Origin of the sequence: Aquirufa lenticrescens (genome assembly GCF_019916085.1) — a bacterium.
GTDB lineage: Bacteria > Bacteroidota > Bacteroidia > Cytophagales > Spirosomataceae > Aquirufa > Aquirufa lenticrescens.
Map to the genome: position 1 here is coordinate 2,067,738 of NZ_CP049834.1, position 18,157 is coordinate 2,085,894.

General features: G+C 40.8%; 19 protein-coding genes. 10 read left to right on the plus strand and 9 right to left on the minus strand.

What is annotated here, in order from left to right; genetic code table 11:
- Window positions 1-55 precede the first annotated feature (55 nt).
- Window positions 56-829: an AMP nucleosidase gene (locus G9X62_RS09190; protein ID WP_223130428.1), complete on the plus strand. Its 774-nt coding sequence runs from the start codon at window positions 56-58 to the stop codon at window positions 827-829.
- A gap of 35 nt (window positions 830-864) precedes the next feature.
- On the opposite strand, the gene G9X62_RS09195 is transcribed toward G9X62_RS09190, so the two are convergent.
- The 4 genes from G9X62_RS09195 to argS are packed head-to-tail and all read right to left on the minus strand — an operon-like array spanning window position 865 to window position 5,557.
- On the minus strand, window positions 865-2,217 hold the full coding sequence (locus tag G9X62_RS09195) for a tetratricopeptide repeat protein (protein ID WP_223130429.1): 1,353 nt from the start codon (window positions 2,215-2,217) through the stop codon (window positions 865-867).
- 32 nt (window positions 2,218-2,249) lie between these two features.
- Window positions 2,250-3,158: a 1,4-dihydroxy-2-naphthoate octaprenyltransferase gene (menA, locus tag G9X62_RS09200; protein WP_223130430.1), complete on the minus strand. Its 909-nt coding sequence runs from the start codon at window positions 3,156-3,158 to the stop codon at window positions 2,250-2,252.
- Window position 3,159: 1 nt separating this feature from the next.
- Window positions 3,160-3,741 carry a glutathione peroxidase gene (locus G9X62_RS09205; RefSeq protein WP_261345511.1) on the minus strand — a complete coding sequence of 194 codons (582 nt, stop codon included), beginning with the start codon at window positions 3,739-3,741 and terminating at the stop codon, window positions 3,160-3,162.
- 46 nt (window positions 3,742-3,787) lie between these two features.
- Window positions 3,788-5,557, minus strand: coding sequence for an arginine--tRNA ligase (gene argS / locus G9X62_RS09210; protein ID WP_223130431.1), 1,770 nt, complete (start codon window positions 5,555-5,557; stop codon window positions 3,788-3,790).
- 113 nt (window positions 5,558-5,670) lie between these two features.
- Here argS and G9X62_RS09215 point away from each other — a divergent pair, with 113 nt between their 5' ends.
- Both G9X62_RS09215 and G9X62_RS09220 read left to right on the plus strand, forming a co-directional pair.
- Window positions 5,671-6,225 carry an L-threonylcarbamoyladenylate synthase gene (locus G9X62_RS09215; protein WP_223130432.1) on the plus strand — a complete coding sequence of 185 codons (555 nt, stop codon included), beginning with the start codon at window positions 5,671-5,673 and terminating at the stop codon, window positions 6,223-6,225.
- Window positions 6,226-7,665, plus strand: a complete 1,440-nt coding sequence (locus tag G9X62_RS09220; protein ID WP_223130433.1) for a CCA tRNA nucleotidyltransferase — start codon at window positions 6,226-6,228, stop codon at window positions 7,663-7,665.
- Between the two features lie 48 nt (window positions 7,666-7,713).
- Here G9X62_RS09220 and G9X62_RS09225 read toward each other — a convergent pair whose 3' ends face one another.
- The 3 genes from G9X62_RS09225 to G9X62_RS09235 all read right to left on the minus strand — a co-directional run bounded on the left by G9X62_RS09225 (window position 7,714) and on the right by G9X62_RS09235 (window position 9,656).
- Window positions 7,714-8,343, minus strand: a complete 630-nt coding sequence (locus tag G9X62_RS09225) for an NAD(P)H-dependent oxidoreductase (RefSeq protein ID WP_223130434.1) — start codon at window positions 8,341-8,343, stop codon at window positions 7,714-7,716.
- 260 nt (window positions 8,344-8,603) lie between these two features.
- Entirely contained in the window at window positions 8,604-9,179 is a 576-nt protein-coding gene (locus tag G9X62_RS09230; protein ID WP_223130435.1) for a YceI family protein, read from the minus strand.
- Between the two features lie 12 nt (window positions 9,180-9,191).
- A complete protein-coding gene (locus G9X62_RS09235) occupies window positions 9,192-9,656 on the minus strand; it encodes a MarR family winged helix-turn-helix transcriptional regulator (protein ID WP_223130436.1) in 465 nt (154 codons plus the stop codon).
- Between the two features lie 110 nt (window positions 9,657-9,766).
- Here G9X62_RS09235 and G9X62_RS09240 point away from each other — a divergent pair, with 110 nt between their 5' ends.
- Entirely contained in the window at window positions 9,767-10,375 is a 609-nt protein-coding gene (locus G9X62_RS09240; RefSeq protein WP_223130437.1) for a Maf family protein, read from the plus strand.
- On the opposite strand, the gene G9X62_RS09245 is transcribed toward G9X62_RS09240, so the two are convergent.
- On the minus strand, window positions 10,368-10,694 hold the full coding sequence (locus G9X62_RS09245; protein WP_130896345.1) for a HesB/IscA family protein: 327 nt from the start codon (window positions 10,692-10,694) through the stop codon (window positions 10,368-10,370). The two genes, G9X62_RS09240 and G9X62_RS09245, sit on opposite strands and share 8 nt — an antisense overlap.
- A gap of 150 nt (window positions 10,695-10,844) precedes the next feature.
- On the opposite strand from G9X62_RS09245, the gene sufC reads away from it, so the two are divergent.
- Genes sufC through G9X62_RS09275 form a run of 6 tightly spaced genes read left to right on the plus strand, consistent with a single transcriptional unit; the run spans window position 10,845 to window position 15,245 of the window.
- Window positions 10,845-11,597, plus strand: a complete 753-nt coding sequence (gene sufC / locus G9X62_RS09250) for a Fe-S cluster assembly ATPase SufC (protein ID WP_223130438.1) — start codon at window positions 10,845-10,847, stop codon at window positions 11,595-11,597.
- Window position 11,598: 1 nt separating this feature from the next.
- Window positions 11,599-12,810: a Fe-S cluster assembly protein SufD gene (gene sufD / locus G9X62_RS09255; protein ID WP_223130439.1), complete on the plus strand. Its 1,212-nt coding sequence runs from the start codon at window positions 11,599-11,601 to the stop codon at window positions 12,808-12,810.
- Between the two features lie 2 nt (window positions 12,811-12,812).
- A complete protein-coding gene (locus G9X62_RS09260; RefSeq protein ID WP_223130440.1) occupies window positions 12,813-14,039 on the plus strand; it encodes a cysteine desulfurase in 1,227 nt (408 codons plus the stop codon).
- On the plus strand, window positions 14,039-14,455 hold the full coding sequence (locus G9X62_RS09265) for a SufE family protein (protein ID WP_223130441.1): 417 nt from the start codon (window positions 14,039-14,041) through the stop codon (window positions 14,453-14,455). Before G9X62_RS09260 ends, G9X62_RS09265 begins: the two co-directional genes overlap by 1 nt.
- A gap of 31 nt (window positions 14,456-14,486) precedes the next feature.
- On the plus strand, window positions 14,487-14,798 hold the full coding sequence (locus tag G9X62_RS09270) for an iron-sulfur cluster assembly protein (RefSeq protein ID WP_223131844.1): 312 nt from the start codon (window positions 14,487-14,489) through the stop codon (window positions 14,796-14,798).
- Window positions 14,799-14,831: 33 nt separating this feature from the next.
- Complete coding sequence (locus G9X62_RS09275; RefSeq protein WP_223130442.1) at window positions 14,832-15,245, plus strand: BrxA/BrxB family bacilliredoxin; 414 nt, start codon at window positions 14,832-14,834, stop codon at window positions 15,243-15,245.
- A 66-nt stretch (window positions 15,246-15,311) separates the two neighbouring features.
- Here G9X62_RS09275 and G9X62_RS09280 read toward each other — a convergent pair whose 3' ends face one another.
- Window positions 15,312-18,140: a M16 family metallopeptidase gene (locus G9X62_RS09280; protein ID WP_223130443.1), complete on the minus strand. Its 2,829-nt coding sequence runs from the start codon at window positions 18,138-18,140 to the stop codon at window positions 15,312-15,314.
- Window positions 18,141-18,157 lie beyond the last annotated feature (17 nt).

Sequence of the window (18,157 nt, forward strand, 5' to 3'; positions counted from 1 at the left end):
AAGCTCTAAATTAATCTTTTTGCTTAATTAATTCATCACAACGGAGTGTATAAATATGAAAACGAAAGAGGAAATTGTACAGAATTGGTTACCCCGCTATACGGGCACGAATTCAGAGGATTTTGGTCAGTATATATTATTAACCAATTTCAAGAATTACGTGGATATGTTCGCGGAGAAATTTGGTGTGGATATAAAGGGCCACGATCGCCCCATGCAGACGGCTACGGCACATAATATTACGATTATCAATTTTGGAATGGGTTCACCCATGGCCGCCACGGTGATGGATATTTTATCCGCCATCAGCCCTAAAGCAGTCCTTTTTTTAGGGAAATGTGGTGGATTGAAGAAGAATTTAGCATTAGGAGACCTAATCCTTCCGATTGCGGCGGTTAGAGGAGAAGGAACATCAGATGAATATATGCCTAAAGAAATTCCGGCATTGCCATCGTTCCGCTTGCAACGTGCGGTTTCTTCGATGATTAAGAAACATGAATTGGATTATTGGACAGGTTTAATTTATACGACTAATCGCCGGGTTTGGGAACACGATGAAGTATTCAAGACTTATTTATCGGATATTCGGGCGATGGGCATCGATATGGAAACAGCTACCATTTTCACCGTGGGTTTCAAGAATAAAATTCCACACGGGGCTCTTTTATTAGTGTCCGATAACCCAATGACACCAGATGGCGTAAAAACAGACGCTAGCGATAAAAAAGTAACGGCTAATTTTGTGGAAAAGCATCTTCAAATTGGGATAGATTCCCTCGAAGAATTAGCTAACTCCGGAGAGTCTGTGAAGCACTTACGTTTTGATTAAATAAAAAGGCCTTCTAAGTAGAAGGCCTTTTTTATTTAGTTACAATAATCTCGAATCACGTTATAGGCAGCTGCATAACCCAGTTCACCCGCTTTGCTTAAATCCAAGCAGCCTGTCGTATCGTTCAAGGCCAGTTTGATGATCCCTCGGATGAAATAGGCTTCGGCAAATTTGCTGTTTAATTCGATTGCGTTGTTGCAATCTTGAATGGCGTTGCGTTGATCTCCTAAACTCGATTTAGCTATTCCTCGTTGAAAATAAGCTTCAGCGTAAGTGGGTTGGAAGGAGATGGCGCGGTTGTAGTCATCAATTGCACTTTTGGGATCGCCCGTTTTTGCTTTGGCTAAACCGCGGTGGAAAAATACCTCTGCTCTTCCAGCACTCATGTCGCTCATTTTCGTACGATCGACTAATCCGTTCCGGATTTCGTCGAGTTGAATTTTGCCTAGTTTAGCGGTGTAAAGAATCTTCGCATTTTCATTATTCCCAAATTCAATAGCCTTCGTAAAATCTTCCATTGCTGCGCGTTGGTCGCCTAATTTGGCTTTAACGAATCCACGGCCATACATTGCCTCAATATTCTCTGGATCTAATTCTAAGGCCTTGTTGAAGTCCTCAAGCGCTCCTTTCTCTCCATTTTCACCCCGGTAATTTTCTAGCTGCGCTTTGCATAAGCCGGAATAATACCACTCCTCAGATTTTTCAGGACTCAATTTTAAAACTTCTGTGAAATCCGCTAATGCCCCTTTGAAGTCGGCTATTTTCATTTTGGCGAAAGCCCGTCCAGACAAGTAATTGGTGCGTTTTGGTGTGATTTCGATGGCTTTGTTGTAATCTTCGATGCTTCCCGAATAATCACCTAATTTCGATTTGCTATCGGCTCTTACGGCTAATGTAGGGGCGTAATCCGGTAATAATTCGAGTGATTTATTGAAATCGGTGATGGCGCCACGGTAGTTTTCTAATTTGTTTTTGGAAATACCCCGACTCAGATAGGCAGTTCCTTCTAATGGATTTAAGCGAATCGCTTCGTTGTAATCTTGAATCGCTAAAGGATGATTGTCTTGCTTGCTGTAGCTTTGGCCACGTGCGATAAACGCTTCGAAGTAATTTGATTTTAGTTCTAAGGCTTTGTTGAAGTCCAAAATAGCTCCTTGAAAATCCTTCAAATTATATTTGGCAAAACCACGGTTATAAAAGGCAATAGGATTCGGATTAGCTGCCGTTTTCTCTATTTCAAGGCTAAAGTTGCGTAGAGCATCCGCGTAATTCCCCGTTTTATTCTGGTTTAATCCTATTTCTAAATGATTTACCTCAGCTGTTTGTGCTGATAAAGAGAAATGACCAGCCATGATGGCGAAGGCTAAAATGCCCACTTTTAATTTCATAGAAACTTATTTTTTTGTAAAAATAAGCGAAATTACTGGCTTGTTAAAATTTGAATCCACCCAAAAACAAGGATCAAAAACAGCGTTCTCAAAGCCGTTTTTTTCAAATAGGGATCGATTTGTTCAGAAGTCATTCCGGAGTGTAGTTCTCGGAATAATTGGATAATGGGATAAACACCCACAATAAGTAATTGTTGATTTGCGCCTATTTTTATTCCAGCCACAAAAGGGTAGGCATAGAAGCAAGCAATGGCGATTATGTAGAGTGCTTTTTGGTAATAAAAACCGAACGTTTTGCCTATTCGAACGGGGATTGAATTTTTACCCGTTTTGACATCATTATCAATATCCCGTAGATTATTCAAATTTAATACTGCCACAGATAATAATCCACATCCAGAGGCCGGCAGTAAAATGGCAAAATCCAAACGATACGTTTGCAAATAATAGGTTCCCACCGTTCCGATTAAGCCAAAAAATAGAAACACCGAAATGTCCCCTAATCCCATATAACCGTAGGGTCTTTTACCTACTGTATAGGCGATGGCTGCAGCGATGGCAGCTAGGCCTAAGGCCAGAAATGTGCCCCATACTTCGATGGGGGCATTCTTTAGGCCGAAAAACAAAAGAGAAAGCCCTGATATAAAAGAAAGAACCGCTGTCCATATAACAGCAGTTCTCATCTCTTGTTGACTTATTTTTCCTGTTTGTACGGCTCTTAATGCCACTTTGCGATCTGCGTTATCTACTCCATTGGAGAAGTCACCTAGGTCATTCGCAAAATTGGAAAGGATTTGTAGTAAAAGGGTAGTCAGCGTTGCTAATAAGGCAATAAGGAAATCAAATTTCCCGGAAGCATACGCTAGAAAATTGCCCAATAATATACTTCCAACAGCTAGCGGTAAGGTTCTAGGTCTTGCCGCTTCTACCCATCTATTCATCTTACTTGCCGATCGCAGCTAAAAATTCTGGACTATTTGGTTTGATTCCTGATGCAAAGAAATTTTGCAATTCGCCTTTTTCGTTAATTACGTATTTGCAGAAGTTCCAGCTTGGTTCTTTCTCGTTCCAACCGTTCTTCGATTTGTCCGAAAGCCATTGGTATAAGTCACATTTTCCACTTCCTTTTACCACGACTTTTTCCATCATTTGGAAAGAAACACCATAATTTAAAGAGCAGAATGATGAAATCTCTGCGTTTGATCCTGGTTCTTGTCCACCAAATTCATTCGCAGGAAATCCTAAAATGACGATGTCTTTGTTCTCTTTGTGGAATTTTTCCCAGTCTGCGTATTGTGGAGTGTAACCACATTTAGACGCCGTGTTCAATACGATAATTTTCTTTCCTTTGAATTGAGAGAAATCAATCTCTTTTCCATCGATTCCTTTCATTTTGAAGGAGTGGAAGTTCGTAGTCGCTGCGGATATTTCCATTTTTTCTGGTCTGTTTAGGACGGTTTTTTGTGTGAATGGGAGGGCCAAAGCCGTTAATAACGATCCGATTTTCATAAAACTTGCGATCATAATGATGATTATTAAAAGGGTGAGGTAAAGGTATTTACGTTTCAAATTACATTCTATTAGGTGAAACTATACCTAATAACGACGTAGCATGCTGAATTGTTTTTCCTGTCAGCTCAGCTAAGGTAAGTCGAATGTTTCGCTTCACCTCATTTTCTTCTGATAGAATACTCAATTCATTATAGAACTTATTAAAAGTCTTGGCTAAATCATAGGCATAATTCGCAATGACAGAAGGAGCAAAGTTCGCCGCTGCCTGCGCAATAGACGCTTTGTATTCGCCTAATAAGTAGATTAATTCTTGTTCCGATTCGGCTAATTCGGAATCAATAGAAACAGGCGATATCTCACCGCCTTTGCGTAATATGGAACAAATACGAGCGTGCGTGTATTGAATGAAAGGGCCTGTGTTGCCTTGGAAGTCGATAGATTCTTCCGGGTTAAATAACATGCGTTTCTTCGGTTCGACCTTTAATAAGAAATACTTCAAGGCACCTAAACCCAGGTTATGAAACAATTCGTTTGATTCTACCTCTGTGAAGCCATCGATTTTGCCTAATTCTAAGGTACGATCCTTCGCGGTTTGAATCATTTCAGCCATCAAATCATCGGCATCAACCACCGTTCCTTCGCGCGACTTCATCTTGCCGCTTGGTAAGTCTACCATTCCATAGGAAAGGTGGAAGTTGCCTTTTGAGAAAGGCTTGTTTAATTTCTTTAAAATATGGAATAGCACCTCGAAGTGGTAATCTTGCTCGTTACCCACTACGTAAACTGATTGATTCGCTTTGAAATCTTCATATTTCAATTGGGCCGTTCCCATATCTTGGGTGATGTATACGGAAGTTCCATCTTTGCGTAAGACTAATTTTTCATCTAAACCCTCGGCCTCTAAATTAATCCAAACGGATCCATCAGGCTTTTGGAAAAATACACCCGCCGCTAATCCTTCGTCCACTAATTGCTTTCCTAACAGGTAGGTATTGGATTCGCGGTAGATTTTATCGAATGAAACGCCCATCGTTTGATAGGATTTCTCAAAACCAGCGAAAACCCAGGCGTTCATTGTATTCCATAGGTTCATTACCTCTTCGTCGCCTTGTTCCCATTTCAAAAGCATTTCTTGGGCTTTTAATAGAATAGGCGCTTGTTTTTTAGCTTGTTCCTCGTCTAAACCGCTGGCCTTTAACGCCGCGATTTCTTCTTTGTAGGCCACATCAAAAGCCACATAGTATTTGCCCACAAGGTGATCGCCTTTCAATCCGGACGTTTCAGGTGTTTCTTGATTGCCAAAAAGCTGGTATGCTAACATCGACTTACAAATATGTATGCCGCGATCATTTACTAAATTCGTTTTAACCACTTCGTAGCCACCAGCCGCTAAGATTTGTGCCACAGAAAAACCTAAAAAATTATTTCGTAAATGGCCTAAATGCAACGGTTTATTCGTGTTAGGAGAAGAGTATTCGATGAGTACCTTTTCGCCTTTTGATTCAATTTGGAAGGGATTTTTATCAGAAGCTATGCTAGCTAATAAACCTAACCAAGCGGAATCGTGAATGGATAAATTTAAAAAACCTTGAACAACTTGGTAGGCTTTTACGATGGAACAATTCGCTAACATATATTCGCCTAAATCCGTAGCAATGGCTGCAGGAGCTTTTCCGGCTTGCTTCGTAAATGGGAAAACAACTAAGGTGTAGGCGCCTTCAAACTCCTTTTTGGTCTCTTGTAACGCGATTTCGGTCACTTCGATTTGAAAGAGTGCTTTTAAACCTTTTGCTAATTCTTGCTGTAATGATTGTTGAATGTTTGACATCTAAATGGCTCTGATTTATCAATCTGCAAAGGTAGCTAAATTCACTCTAAACCTTGCTTCTCATGCTCAGAAATGAATAAATTAATCTTACCTTTGCCCTAATTATGCAAAATATGTACCACGAGGCAATTCAAACTTTAAAATCAGGAGGCGTACTGTTGTATCCTAGCGACACAATCTGGGGTTTAGGCTGTGATGTCCGAAATGAGCAATCCATTGAGAAGATTTTGGAACTAAAGAATAGGCCTGCTTCTAAAGGTTTGATAGTCTTAATATCTAAGATCGAACAATTGAGTGAATACGTGGAGCAGGTGCCAGATCTTGCTTGGGATTTAGTTGAATTTGCGGAGGACCCTTTGACTATTATTTATCCCAAAGGAAAAAATGTCTCTCCCTCTTTATTAGGGCCAGATGGTAGTATTGCGATTCGCTTAGTAAAAGATGAGTTTTGTAAAGGTTTGATTTACCGCTACCAACGGGGAATTGTTTCTACTTCCGCGAACCTTTCTGGGGAACCTTCTCCATTGAATTTGGCAGGAATTGCGCCTTCCATTATAGCTGGGGTAGCTCATGTGTTGAAAAATCCAGCAGGAGAGGGGCCCGCGAAGAAGGCGAGTAAAATTGTGCAATTAGGCCTACACGGCGACTATAAGTTAATCAGAGGATAAATGAAAGAAGGGAAGGAGATTGTAGCAGATCCCATATTCTCCAAGATTGGCTTAGCAGCTGATCGTTTAGGAGTGGATAGTTACGTCATTGGAGGCTATGTGCGAGATGCGATTTTAGGTCGGGATTGTAAGGATATTGATGTGGTTTGCATTGGTTCTGGTATCGATTTAGCACTCGAAGTAGCGAAGGAATTTGATTTACCTGAACACGCGGTGTCCGTTTTTAAGAACTTTGGCACGGCTATGATTAAAGTCGATGACTGGGATCTCGAGTTCGTAGGCGCACGAAAAGAATCCTATAACCGTGACTCCCGAAAGCCCGTTGTGGAAGAGGGGACCTTAGAGGATGACCAAAATCGCCGTGATTTCACCATCAACGCGATGGCGGTTCAATTGAATAAATCGAATTGGGGTAACTTATTAGACCCTTTTAACGGTCTTGATGATTTAAAGGCCAAAATCATTCGCACCCCTTTAGCTCCCGGAATTACTTTTTCAGACGATCCCCTTCGGATGATGCGTGCGGTTCGATTCGCCGCTCAACTCGGATTTGATATATTACCTGAAACTTTCGAAGCACTTAAAACGGAGAAAGATCGCCTGGCGATCATCTCGATGGAGCGCATTTCAGATGAATTGAATAAGATGATTCTCTGCAAAAAGCCATCTTACGGCTTCCTTTTGCTAGATGCATGCGAAATTCTCCCTATTATTTTTCCTGAGTTTATGAAGCTGAAAGGTGTGGACACAGAAGATGGAAAGGGGCACAAAGATAATTTTTACCACACCTTACAGGTGCTAGATAATATTGCGGAGAATACAGATGACCTTTGGTGGCGCTGGGCTGCGATTTTACACGATATTGCCAAACCGCAAACTAAACGTTTCGCCCAAGGCAAAGGCTGGACATTTCATGGCCACGAAGAGATGGGTGCCCGTCAAGTACCTAACATCTTTAAGCGCTTGAAACTGCCTTTGAACGAGAAGATGAAACTTGTTCAAAAGCTAGTTCGTCTTCATCTGCGTCCTATTGCTTTATCGAAAGAAGAAATTACTGCTTCTGCCTTGAGACGCCTTTTATTTGAGGCCGGAGAGGAGTTAGAGGCATTAATGACTTTGTGCCGTGCAGATATTACGTCGAAAAATGGCGATAAGGTGAAACGTTACCTCCGTAATTTTGATATAGTTGAGCAAAAACTGAAAGAAGTAGAGGAAAGCGATTCGCTTCGGAATTTTCAGCCTGTTTTCTCTGGAGAGATCATTATGCAAGTCTTTGATATTGGTCCTGGACGCGAAATTGGTTTGATTAAAATTGCGATGCGCGAAGCGGTTCTGGAAGGTACTATTCGAAACGAACTCGCCTCAGGTTGGGATTTGCTCCTAGAGGAGGGTAAGAAGTTGGATTTAAAACCCGTCGTATCTCTCGCTGATATTCAATAAAAAAGGCTCCGAATTCGGAGCCTTTTTACATTCTTAGGCAGATGTAAATTATAAGTTGATCACAAAATCTTCTTTTGCATAGCGAACTTTAGTCGCAGTTGCCATAAAGTCATTTGCAGCATCACGCTCACCTACCGCAAGCATTAATACGGAGTGTAATCCCATTGCTTCTAGACCTAATAATTCATCTAATTGAGCTGGAATAAAACCTTCCATGGGAGTAGAGTCAATTTGTAATTCTCCTGCAGCTGCTAATGCTGTACCCATCGCTAAATAGGCTTGGCGATCTGCCCAGTTTCTTTTTGCTTCTACTGGACGACCTAATAGAGAACCAGCGATTGCTCCACGGTAATCACCTAGCATATCCACCGAAAGACCACGTGTGTCAGCCACTAATTGGATGAACGCATCAATTTGAGCTTCTGTAATGTCATTCCAGGCTGCAAATACTAATAAATGAGATGACTCTACTGCTTGTGGTTGACCATAAGCGATTGGTTGAATTTTTGCTTTTAATTCAGGGTTTTCAATAACCAAAATTTTGTAAGGTTGTAAACCAAAACCTGATGCTGAAAGGCGGATTGCTTCTAATAAAGAATCAATTTTTTCTGTGGAAACTTTGTTTCCAGTCATTCTTTTGGCAGCGTAGCGCCAAGATAATGAGTCGATTAAAGACATAATGTTGAATGGTGAATTGTGAATGATAAATGTTAAGGCTTATTCTGGAAAATGGTCTGCGACATATTTTCTGCGAATAAGCCTTGAATTTTATCGAATTAAATAATTCAATTTCTTTTACTCCATTGCTTCTTAAATGAGAGCGATAGAGTAAGGGTATTAGAGAAAATTTTAAAGGGTAATCGTATAAAACATTGTCGTAAGGCAGTTTTAGAGATTACCCTTTAAATTTGAGCCATTTTACAGCCCCCTATTTAAATTTATTCGCTTACTAAACTAACAGTAAGAGCGAAATCATCATAAATCGCCTTATCCCCAATCGAATCAAAGAATTTCTTTGAACCGTATTTGATATTGAAGTCAGTACGATCGATCGTGATGTTTGCTTTTGCGCTCAATTTTCCACCTTTCACTGAGATTTCAGCTGGGAAAGTGATTGATTTTGTGATGCCTTTTACTGTCAAGTTTCCGGTTACTTGGTTGCCAGCTACTTTAGTGATAACGAAAGACGCTGTTGGGAATTTTTCGATTTCGAAGAAATCACCTGAAGTGATGTGTCCGATGAATTTTTGGTTGTAACCTGGATCCGTGATATCTAATGCTTTGATAGTTTTCAAATCAATTGTGAAGTTTCCACCGATTAACTTGTTGCCATCAATGTTTAGAGCGCCAGCAGAAATACCTACTGTTCCATTGTGCTCGCCTGTTACTTTTTTCGCTAACCAAGCGATTGAGCTTGCTGTCTTGTTTACGTTAACTACTTTCGGTGCAGCTACACCAGCGAAAGTGATTAGGCCTAAAGCCAAAGTTGCAATAACTACTTTTACAGATTTCATATAATTTATTGTTTAATTGTGGGAAAATACGGTTCTAAATTCGTCCAAAATTTGGTTCATTTCTTCGAGCCTTTTAACTCCTAAAGCGTCGAAATGTTTTCCCCAGTCATTTTGAACTTGGTCTACTTGAGATATTAAGTCAAGACCTGCTTGTAGAATTAAAATGTCTACGGCTCTCCGGTCTTGAGGGCATTCGCGACGTAGGACTAATTTTTTTTCAACTAGTTTGTCCACTAGGCGTGAGGCATTGGACATTTTGTCTAGCATACGCTCTGTGATGGCTAAAACGGTCATTGGGTTCCCTTGTTGTCCTCTCAGGATACGTAATACATTGTATTGTTGTACTGTAAGTCCAAAAGGTTTCAATAACTCCTGCTGTTTCTGAACGATCCAGTTGCCCGTATAGATCGCATTTACAACGGCTTTTGCTGCTTCAGAAGGAAATTTTGACTGTTTTAAATCTTCGGAGATACCCATGTTGAAAATTTGATGTTGTAAAATTAGATGTAATTACATTAAATACAAAAGAAAATAAATTTATTTTAACCAATACCCTGATATTTTTATTTTTTGGGCTATTTTTGAACATGCAGACATCCTTATCCCTTCAATATCCCTTTATTCTTGCTTCTAACTCTCCCCGTCGAAAAGAGATTCTGCGTTCCGCCGGATTTGAGTTTTCTGTATTACCTAGTGATGTGGATGAATCCTTTTCTGTGGATATGAAGCCTCAGGAGGTGCCGGTGCATTTGGCAGAAAGAAAAGCGAATGAATTAGCTCGAATTTCGCCTAATGCCTTAGTTCTAGCCGCTGATACGGTGGTTATTTTAGGGGATGATATATTAAATAAGCCACAGGATAAGTCAGAGGCAATTCAAATGTTGCAGCAATTATCTGGGAAAACGCACGAAGTGGTGACGGGTATTGCTTTGCACACTCCTCAGGGCTTATTTACGAAAGCGGACTCTGCACTAGTGAAGTTTAGAGTTTTTGAAGACTGGGAAATTGATTTCTATGTTCGCGAAGGATCATGCTTAGATAAAGCAGGTTCCTATGGGGTACAAGATTTCTTAGGAATGGTGGGAATTGAATCCATTCAGGGCTCTTTTTACACGGTGATGGGATTGCCCATTTTTGACGTGTATCAATTAATGAAACCCTATATTCTAGATGGTAAACAATTAACGATTAGATAGAGAAGCTTTCTCCACAACCGCATGTACGGCTGGCGTTCGGGTTTTTGAATTGGAAACCTTTGCCATTTAGTCCGTCAGAGAAGTCTAACTCGGTTCCTGCTAGGTAAAGGATTGATTTTTTGTCTACCATTACTTTCACACCTTTGTCTTCGAAGATCATATCGTTTGGTTGAGCTTCAGCAGCAAAATCCAAATTATACATAAGGCCTGAACAGCCGCCACCTTCTACGGCTACTCGGATGTTGAATTCCTCCGTTAAACCTTCTTTAGAACGTAATTCTTTGATTCTATTGGCAGCTAAATCCGTTATCGTAAGCATGATGGTCGTATTTTGATGAAAATCTAATACAAAAGTAGCCCTTTTTTTGATAAAAAAAACCTTTATTTAGAGTGAATCTAAATAAAGTCTAGTTTTTCAAAACCATTGGTCTTAATTTTGTGTTTCAATTGCAGATTAAAAACATATACCATGCTTTCAATAAAGAATTTACAAGCGAGAATAGGGGAGAAGGAAATCTTGAAGGGGATTAATTTAGAAATCAAAGCCGGTGAGGTTCACGCCATAATGGGACCCAATGGATCAGGTAAATCAACCTTAGCGTCCGTTTTAGCAGGACGTGAAGACTACGAAGTTACCGGAGGATCCGTTGATTTTTTTGGAAAAGATTTGTTGGATTTAGCTCCTGAAGAACGCGCAGCAGAGGGTTTATTCCTTGCTTTTCAATATCCTGTGGAGATTCCAGGGGTGTCGACTACGAACTTTATGAAGTCAGCGGTAAATGAAATTCGCAAATACCGTGGCGAGGAGCCTTTGGACGCTGTTCAATTTTTGAAAATGTTCAAAGAGAAAATGAGCTATGTGAATATTGACCAAAGTTTATTGTCTCGTGCCTTAAACGAAGGTTTCTCCGGTGGAGAGAAGAAAAGAAATGAAATTTTCCAAATGGCGGTATTAGAACCTAAGTTGGCTATTTTGGATGAAACAGACTCCGGTTTAGACATCGATGCCTTGCGTATCGTGGCGGAAGGAGTAAATAAATTGAAATCCCCTGATAATGCGACGATTGTAGTGACTCACTACCAGCGACTTTTGGACTACATTATTCCAGATTTTGTTCACGTATTGTACAAAGGAAAGATTGTAAAATCAGGAGGGAAAGAATTAGCGCTTGAATTAGAAGAGCGTGGGTATGATTGGATTATTTCAGCTTTAGGAGAATAAGATGTTGTATACAGAATTAACCTCATCGGCTCAGAAAGAGGCATTGGATCGTTTTAAGGCCAAAGGATTTCCGACTAATAAGTGGGAAGAATGGAAGTATGCATCCTTGAAATCGTGGAATGATAAAGACCTAGATTGGAGTCCTGCTGCTTTAAATGAAATTTCCTCAGCCAACTTACTAACCCAAAACGGGAACACTAGCTTCAAGGGGGCTTTACCAGCCGGAGTAGAATTTATTTCATTCGATGCTTTTATGGCAGCTAATCCAGCGATTGCAGCTAAATGGGAGCAGCGATTACCTATCTTAGATCAGAACTCCTTATACGATTTAAACACTGCGCTTGTGGTAAATACACAGGTTTTGTGGGTAAAAGCAGGTGTTTCGGTTGATCAGGCAATCACACATGATTTTATTCTATCTGCAGCGAAAGCTTCAGCGGTTCAAAGTCGATTGATTGTTTATGTGGAAGAGAATGCGTCCTTAACTTTAATTGAGCGTGCATTTACGAAAGAAGGTTCAGCAGAGGTTTTGTCCAATTTTGTTCAAGAAATTTATGTGAACGAGAAGGCGAATTTGACCTATGTGAAGGAGCAAGATTTAGCCCAAAACACCACTCACATCGATCACACGTTCATCACGCAGCTTTCGAATAGTCAGGTAGATTTATTTACTTTCTCGCTGAATGCCGCTTATTTACGTAATAACCTGCATTTCTACAGCGATGGCGAAAATGTGGTTTCGAATTTGAATGGTCTTTATGTGCCAGGTGAAGATCAATTGATGGATTCACACACGGTTGTAGATCACCGCAAACCGAATTCAGAATCACACGAATTATACAAAGGCGTGTTATTAGGAAACTCCACAGGCGTGTTTAATGGTAAGATTTTTGTACGTCCAGACGCGCAGAAGACCAATGCTTTCCAAAGTTGTAAAAACGTACTAGCTTCCACTCGGGCTACAATGAACACGAAGCCTCAATTAGAGATTTGGGCGGATGATGTGAAATGTTCCCATGGAACGACAACAGGTCAATTGAACGAAGAGGCATTATTCTATCTACGTTCAAGAGGTATTTCTTTAGGAAACGCGCGAACTTTATTGTTACTCGCTTTTGTTCAAGAAGTAATCGACCGCGTAACACACGAAGAGACAAAGTTACGTTTGACAGATAAAATTATTTCAAAAATCCAGACTTCCTTAGCGATTTAATCATGGCGGAGAAATTAAATATAGATCAAATTAGAGCAGATTTCCCTGTTTTACATCAGCAGGTGAACAAGGCTCCTTTGATTTATTTTGATAATGCGGCGACTACACAAAAGCCCAAAGCTGTCATTGCTGCGCTTTCAGCCTATTATGAGCAGGATAATGCGAACATTCACCGAGGTATTCACACCTTGGCAGAACGCGCGACTACGGCGTATGAGTTAACAAGAAAAAAGTTAGCGGCCTTTTTAAATGCTCCCTCTACTGACCAGATTATTTTCACTTCGGGTACGACTGCAGGGATTAATTTAGTTGCCCAAACTTTTGGACGTGCTAACGTCGGAAAAGGAGATCAAATCATTGTTTCTAACCTAGAGCACCACTCGAACATCGTGCCTTGGCAGATGATTGCGGAGGAAAAAGGGGCAGAGATTAAGGTGATTCCTGTGAGTGATGCCGGTGTTTTAGATATCGAAGCATTTAAAGCTTTACTAAATTCAAAAGTGAAGTTAGTCGCCGTCAATCACGTTTCTAACGCGATTGGGACGATTAACCCGATAGCTGAGATTATTTCTTTAGCGCATGCTGTAGGCGCGAAAGTATTAATTGATGGGGCACAATCAGTCGCGCATTTATCAGTAGATGTGCAAGCATTGGATATGGATTTCTTTGTGTTTTCGGCGCATAAACTTTTTGGGCCTACGGGTGTGGGAGTTTTATACGGGAAGCGTGATTTACTAGAAGCGATGCCACCTTACCAAGGAGGAGGGGAGATGATTAAAGAGGTGAGTTTTTCGGGTACGACCTACAACGAATTACCCTATAAATTTGAGGCAGGAACGCCTAATATTGCGGATGTGATTGCTTTTGGGGCAGCTTTGGATTATGTTCAGGCTATCCCTTCGGAAGCTTTAGCAGCGCAAGAAGAGGCGCTTTTAGCCTACGCAACACAGAAATTAAAATCGATTCCAGGTCTACGTATCGTGGGTACAGCTCCTGAAAAGATCGCCGTTATTTCATTTGTGATTGACGGAGTTCACCCGCAAGATATTGGGGTGTTATTAGATAAATTTGGCATTGCGATTCGTACCGGACATCACTGTGCGCAGCCATTGATGCAGCGCTACGAGTTAGTGGGTACGTGCCGTGCCTCCTTTGCTTTCTACAATACGTTCGAGGAGATCGATCGTTTTGTGCTTTGTTTAGAGAAAACCTTACAGATGTTAGGATAATGGGAAAGTCGATTAACGAAATACAAGAAGAATTAATTGAAGAGTTCGGTCTTTTTGAAGATTGGGCGGATAAATACGAATATTTAATTGACCTAGGTAAGAAGTTAGCGCCTATGTCAGATGCCTTTAAAACGGAGGATAATGTAATTAAGGGCTGCCAAAGCCGCGTTTGGTTACATGCTGAAAAGCAAGGTGATTTAGTCGTTTTTCAGGCGGATTCTGAGGCCATTATTGTGAAAGGAATGATATCGATGTTGATTCGGGTTTTGTCGAATCACACGCCAGCGGAGATTTTAGCCGCGGATTTATACTTTATCGAGCAAATTGGTATGAGCCAGCATTTGGCCCAAACCAGATCAAACGGATTAGTTTCGATGGTTAAACAAATGCAACATTATGCGCTGGCCTTCTCTTAAGCGATTATTTAGAATGGAAAATTCAAGTCAAATGAATGAGGTAGAATTAAAGGAAAAAGTGGTCAAGGCGATTAAAACCGTTTATGATCCAGAAATTCCAGTTGATGTGTACGAGCTCGGATTAATCTATGAAATTAAGATTTTCCCGGTCAATAACGTGTATATCTTGATGACCCTCACTTCGCCTTCTTGTCCGTCTGCGGAAAGTATTCCAGTGGATATTGAGAAAGCGGTCAGGGAGATTGAAGGGATTGCGGAAGTCTCCGTAGAATTAACATTTGATCCTCCTTACGAGCAGGATATGATGTCTGAAGTGGCCAAATTGGAACTTGGTTTTATGTAATTGCGTTTAATTTAAAATCTAATATAAAAATATATGTATCCAGAACATTTAGTACATCCTATGCGGATGGATATCGTTGCCGGAGGTTTCCAAGAATTGAAGTTAGCTTCAGAAGTGGAAGATGTAATGGCTAAGCCAGGTACTACCTTGGTATTTTTCAACTCTGTTTGTGGATGTTCAGCTTCTACAGCTCGTCCAGGTGTAAAACACGCGGTAGCTTCATCAGCTAAGAAGCCTAATCAATTAGTGACCGTTTTTGCTGGTGTTGATCCAGAAGCGGTTCAAAAAGCACGTGAGTATACCTTACCTTACCCTCCATCATCTCCATCCATTGCTTTATTCAAAGATGGTGAGTTAGTACATTTCGTAGAGCGCCATCATATTGAAGGACGTTCAGCAGACATGATCGCTGGACACTTAGAAGGCGTATTCGAAGAGTTTTGTTAATATTAACACAATAAAAAAGGGAGCTTCCATCAGGAGCTCCCTTTTTTTATGTCCTTTCAGTGAGGATTATTGCTTAGGCGCACCGCCCATCGCTCCTGATTCTGAAGTATTATTTTTTGCTTTCTCAGCCATTTTCTTAGCGGCACCTTCATAATCACCTGCTTTGATGAAGGACATCTTCAACAAGTCGATTGATTTTTGAGTAGCCTCTTGAATTTGCGCAGGAGTTAAGCTCTTGATCTTGTTTTCTAATTCTTCAGACCATTTCATGTTACGGCCTAAGAACAAGTTGCTGTTCAAGCTTCCTACTAAAGCATTGTCTTGAGAACGAGTTACTTGGCGTGATTGTAACCAAGATTTCTTCGCTTCATCGATTTCTTTTTGAGTAAAACCTTCTTTCAATACTTTTTCGATTTCTTCTTTGAAAGCAGACTCAAGCTTAGCTAAGTTCTCTGGAGCGTAGATGGCATAACCAATAAAGGCTCCGCTTTGATCTAATGGACTCGCCACGAACTGTGAACCTACACCATAAGATAAACCATCTTTCTGGCGAATACGGTTCATTAAACGTGAGCTTAAGCCACTGCCACCACCTAACATATAGTTTGATAACTCTAATGCAGCATAGTTTGGATCGCTATCTGAGATTTTCAATGGCTGGTAGGCTAAGAAGAAGGCATTAGCCTTATCTGGTGTTTCAATTGAAATTGCTTTTCCACCTGTTTCTTTAAACTCATCAGGAATGCGTTTGTAAGGCTTAGGTGATTTCCAATTGCCAAATTCTGCTGCGATTAAATCTTTCAGTTCTTTCTCATCAAAATCACCTACTGCTGAGAAGGTTGCATCTGAAGCTCCGTAGAAGTTTTTGTAGAAATTAACTGACTCCTCTAATTTTACAGCGGCATAGTTAGCCGTTTGCTCTGCCATGGTAGGCTGGTAGCGAACATCTTTTTTATCGTAGTGCCCAGCTCTTAATTGGCCTAATGCCTCAGAACCTTTAGCTTGTGGCTCACTTTTTTGACCTTCGATTGCTGTTAAATTTTCTTGCTTCAATTTTTCAAATTCAGCAGCAGGGAATACCGGTTGTTTTAATGCCTCAGCCACTAATTTCATAGCTGGGATTAAATTTTCACGTGTTGTTTCAATGGAAACGTTCGCTTGTGTTGCTCCACCTGAGATACCTACACGTGCTTTCAATTTGTCTAATTCATCTTGGAATTGTTGACGTGTGTGTTTCGCAGTTCCTTTAGTTAACATATCAGCTGCTAAATCCGCTGCCGTAGCTGTTCCCATTAACGATTTTACATCGCCAAAACGCAAGGTCATACGAGCATAAACTGAATTACCTCTCGTCTTCTTTGATAATAGCGCAACTTGAACACCACCGATTTTCTCTTTCTTCGTGCGAGCGTCAATGTTTGCTGGAGAAGGATCAAAAGCTTCGCCTTGGCTAACTGCAGCCTTAGGCTTGAAGTCCTTTAATACAGTTGCTACATCTTTTGCTTCTGGAATCTCCGCACGCTCCGGTTTCTCTGTAGGGTAGAAGGTACCAGTCGTTCTATTGGAAGATTTAAAGTAAGCCGATGCCACACGTTGAATATCAGCAGGGGTGATTTTCTCTAATTGGTTACGTGTGTGGAACAATAAACGCCAATCACCTTGAGCGATGTATTCAGAAAGACCTACACCTACACGTTGTGCATTGTTTAATAACAATTCGATGTTCTTAATGCCTTTGGTCTTAATACGGTCAACCTCTTCTTTTGTTGGAGGAGTTTTAGCAAAATTCTCAATCGTTTCGATCATGATCTTACGAACAGAATCCACTGATTTTTCTTTTAAAACCTCAGCACCAAAATAAACTAATCCAGGTTCTTTTAATTGGAAAGTCATTCCGAACTGGCTGCTTGCTTTCTTGGTATCAATTAATGCCTTGTACAAGCGTCCTGAAGGAGCATCGGTTAGTAAGTCAGTCATTACGTCTACCGCAACATAGTCTGGGTGTAAACCGGATGGAATGTGGTAGGCCATACCCACTACTTGAACATCACCGACGCGGCGAAGAGACACTTCTCTTTCTCCATCTTGCGTAGGTTCAGCCGTAAACGTAGGCGTTAAAACACGCTCAGGACGAGGGATAATACCAAATTTCTCGTTGACTAACTTTAATGTTTTAATTGGGTCAAACTTACCTGCCACTAATAAAACCGCGTTATCTGGCTGGTAGTATTTACGGTAATAAGCTTGCAAGTTTTCAATAGGCACTTTTTCGATGTCAGAACGAGCACCGATAGTGGAGTTACCATAGTTATGCCATAAGAAAGCCGTAGAAACGATACGCTCCATTAAGACACTACCTGGATCATTTTCGCCACGTTCGAATTCGTTACGAACAACTGTCATTTCGGTTTCTAATTCGCTCTTCGCAATACGTGAGTTGATCATACGATCAGCCTCCATATCTAAAGCCCAATCTAGATTTTCATCTGTTGAAGCGAATGTTTCGAAGTAGTTCGTGCGGTCTAACCAAGTGGTTCCGTTGAATTGAGCGCCATGATCAGAGATCTCTTTCGCTACTTCTTTGTGTTTTTCTTTTGTCCCCTTAAACACCATGTGTTCTAACAAGTGGGACATACCTGTTTCACCATAGCCCTCGTGACGAGAACCTACTAAATAGGTGATGTTAACGGTAATTGTTTGCTTCGATGGGTCTGGAAATAATAATACTTTTAAGCCATTGGCTAATTTGTATTCCGTAATTCCTTCTGCTTCCGTTACCTTTTCGGGTATTGGAAGGCTAGCGGATGCCTTTTGTGTGGTTGGAGTGGGTTTAGGCTGAGCCATTGCAGGTTGCAAAAGACAAAGCAGTAAACCCGATAGAATAATTTTCTTCATAGGGTATTTTGTTTTGA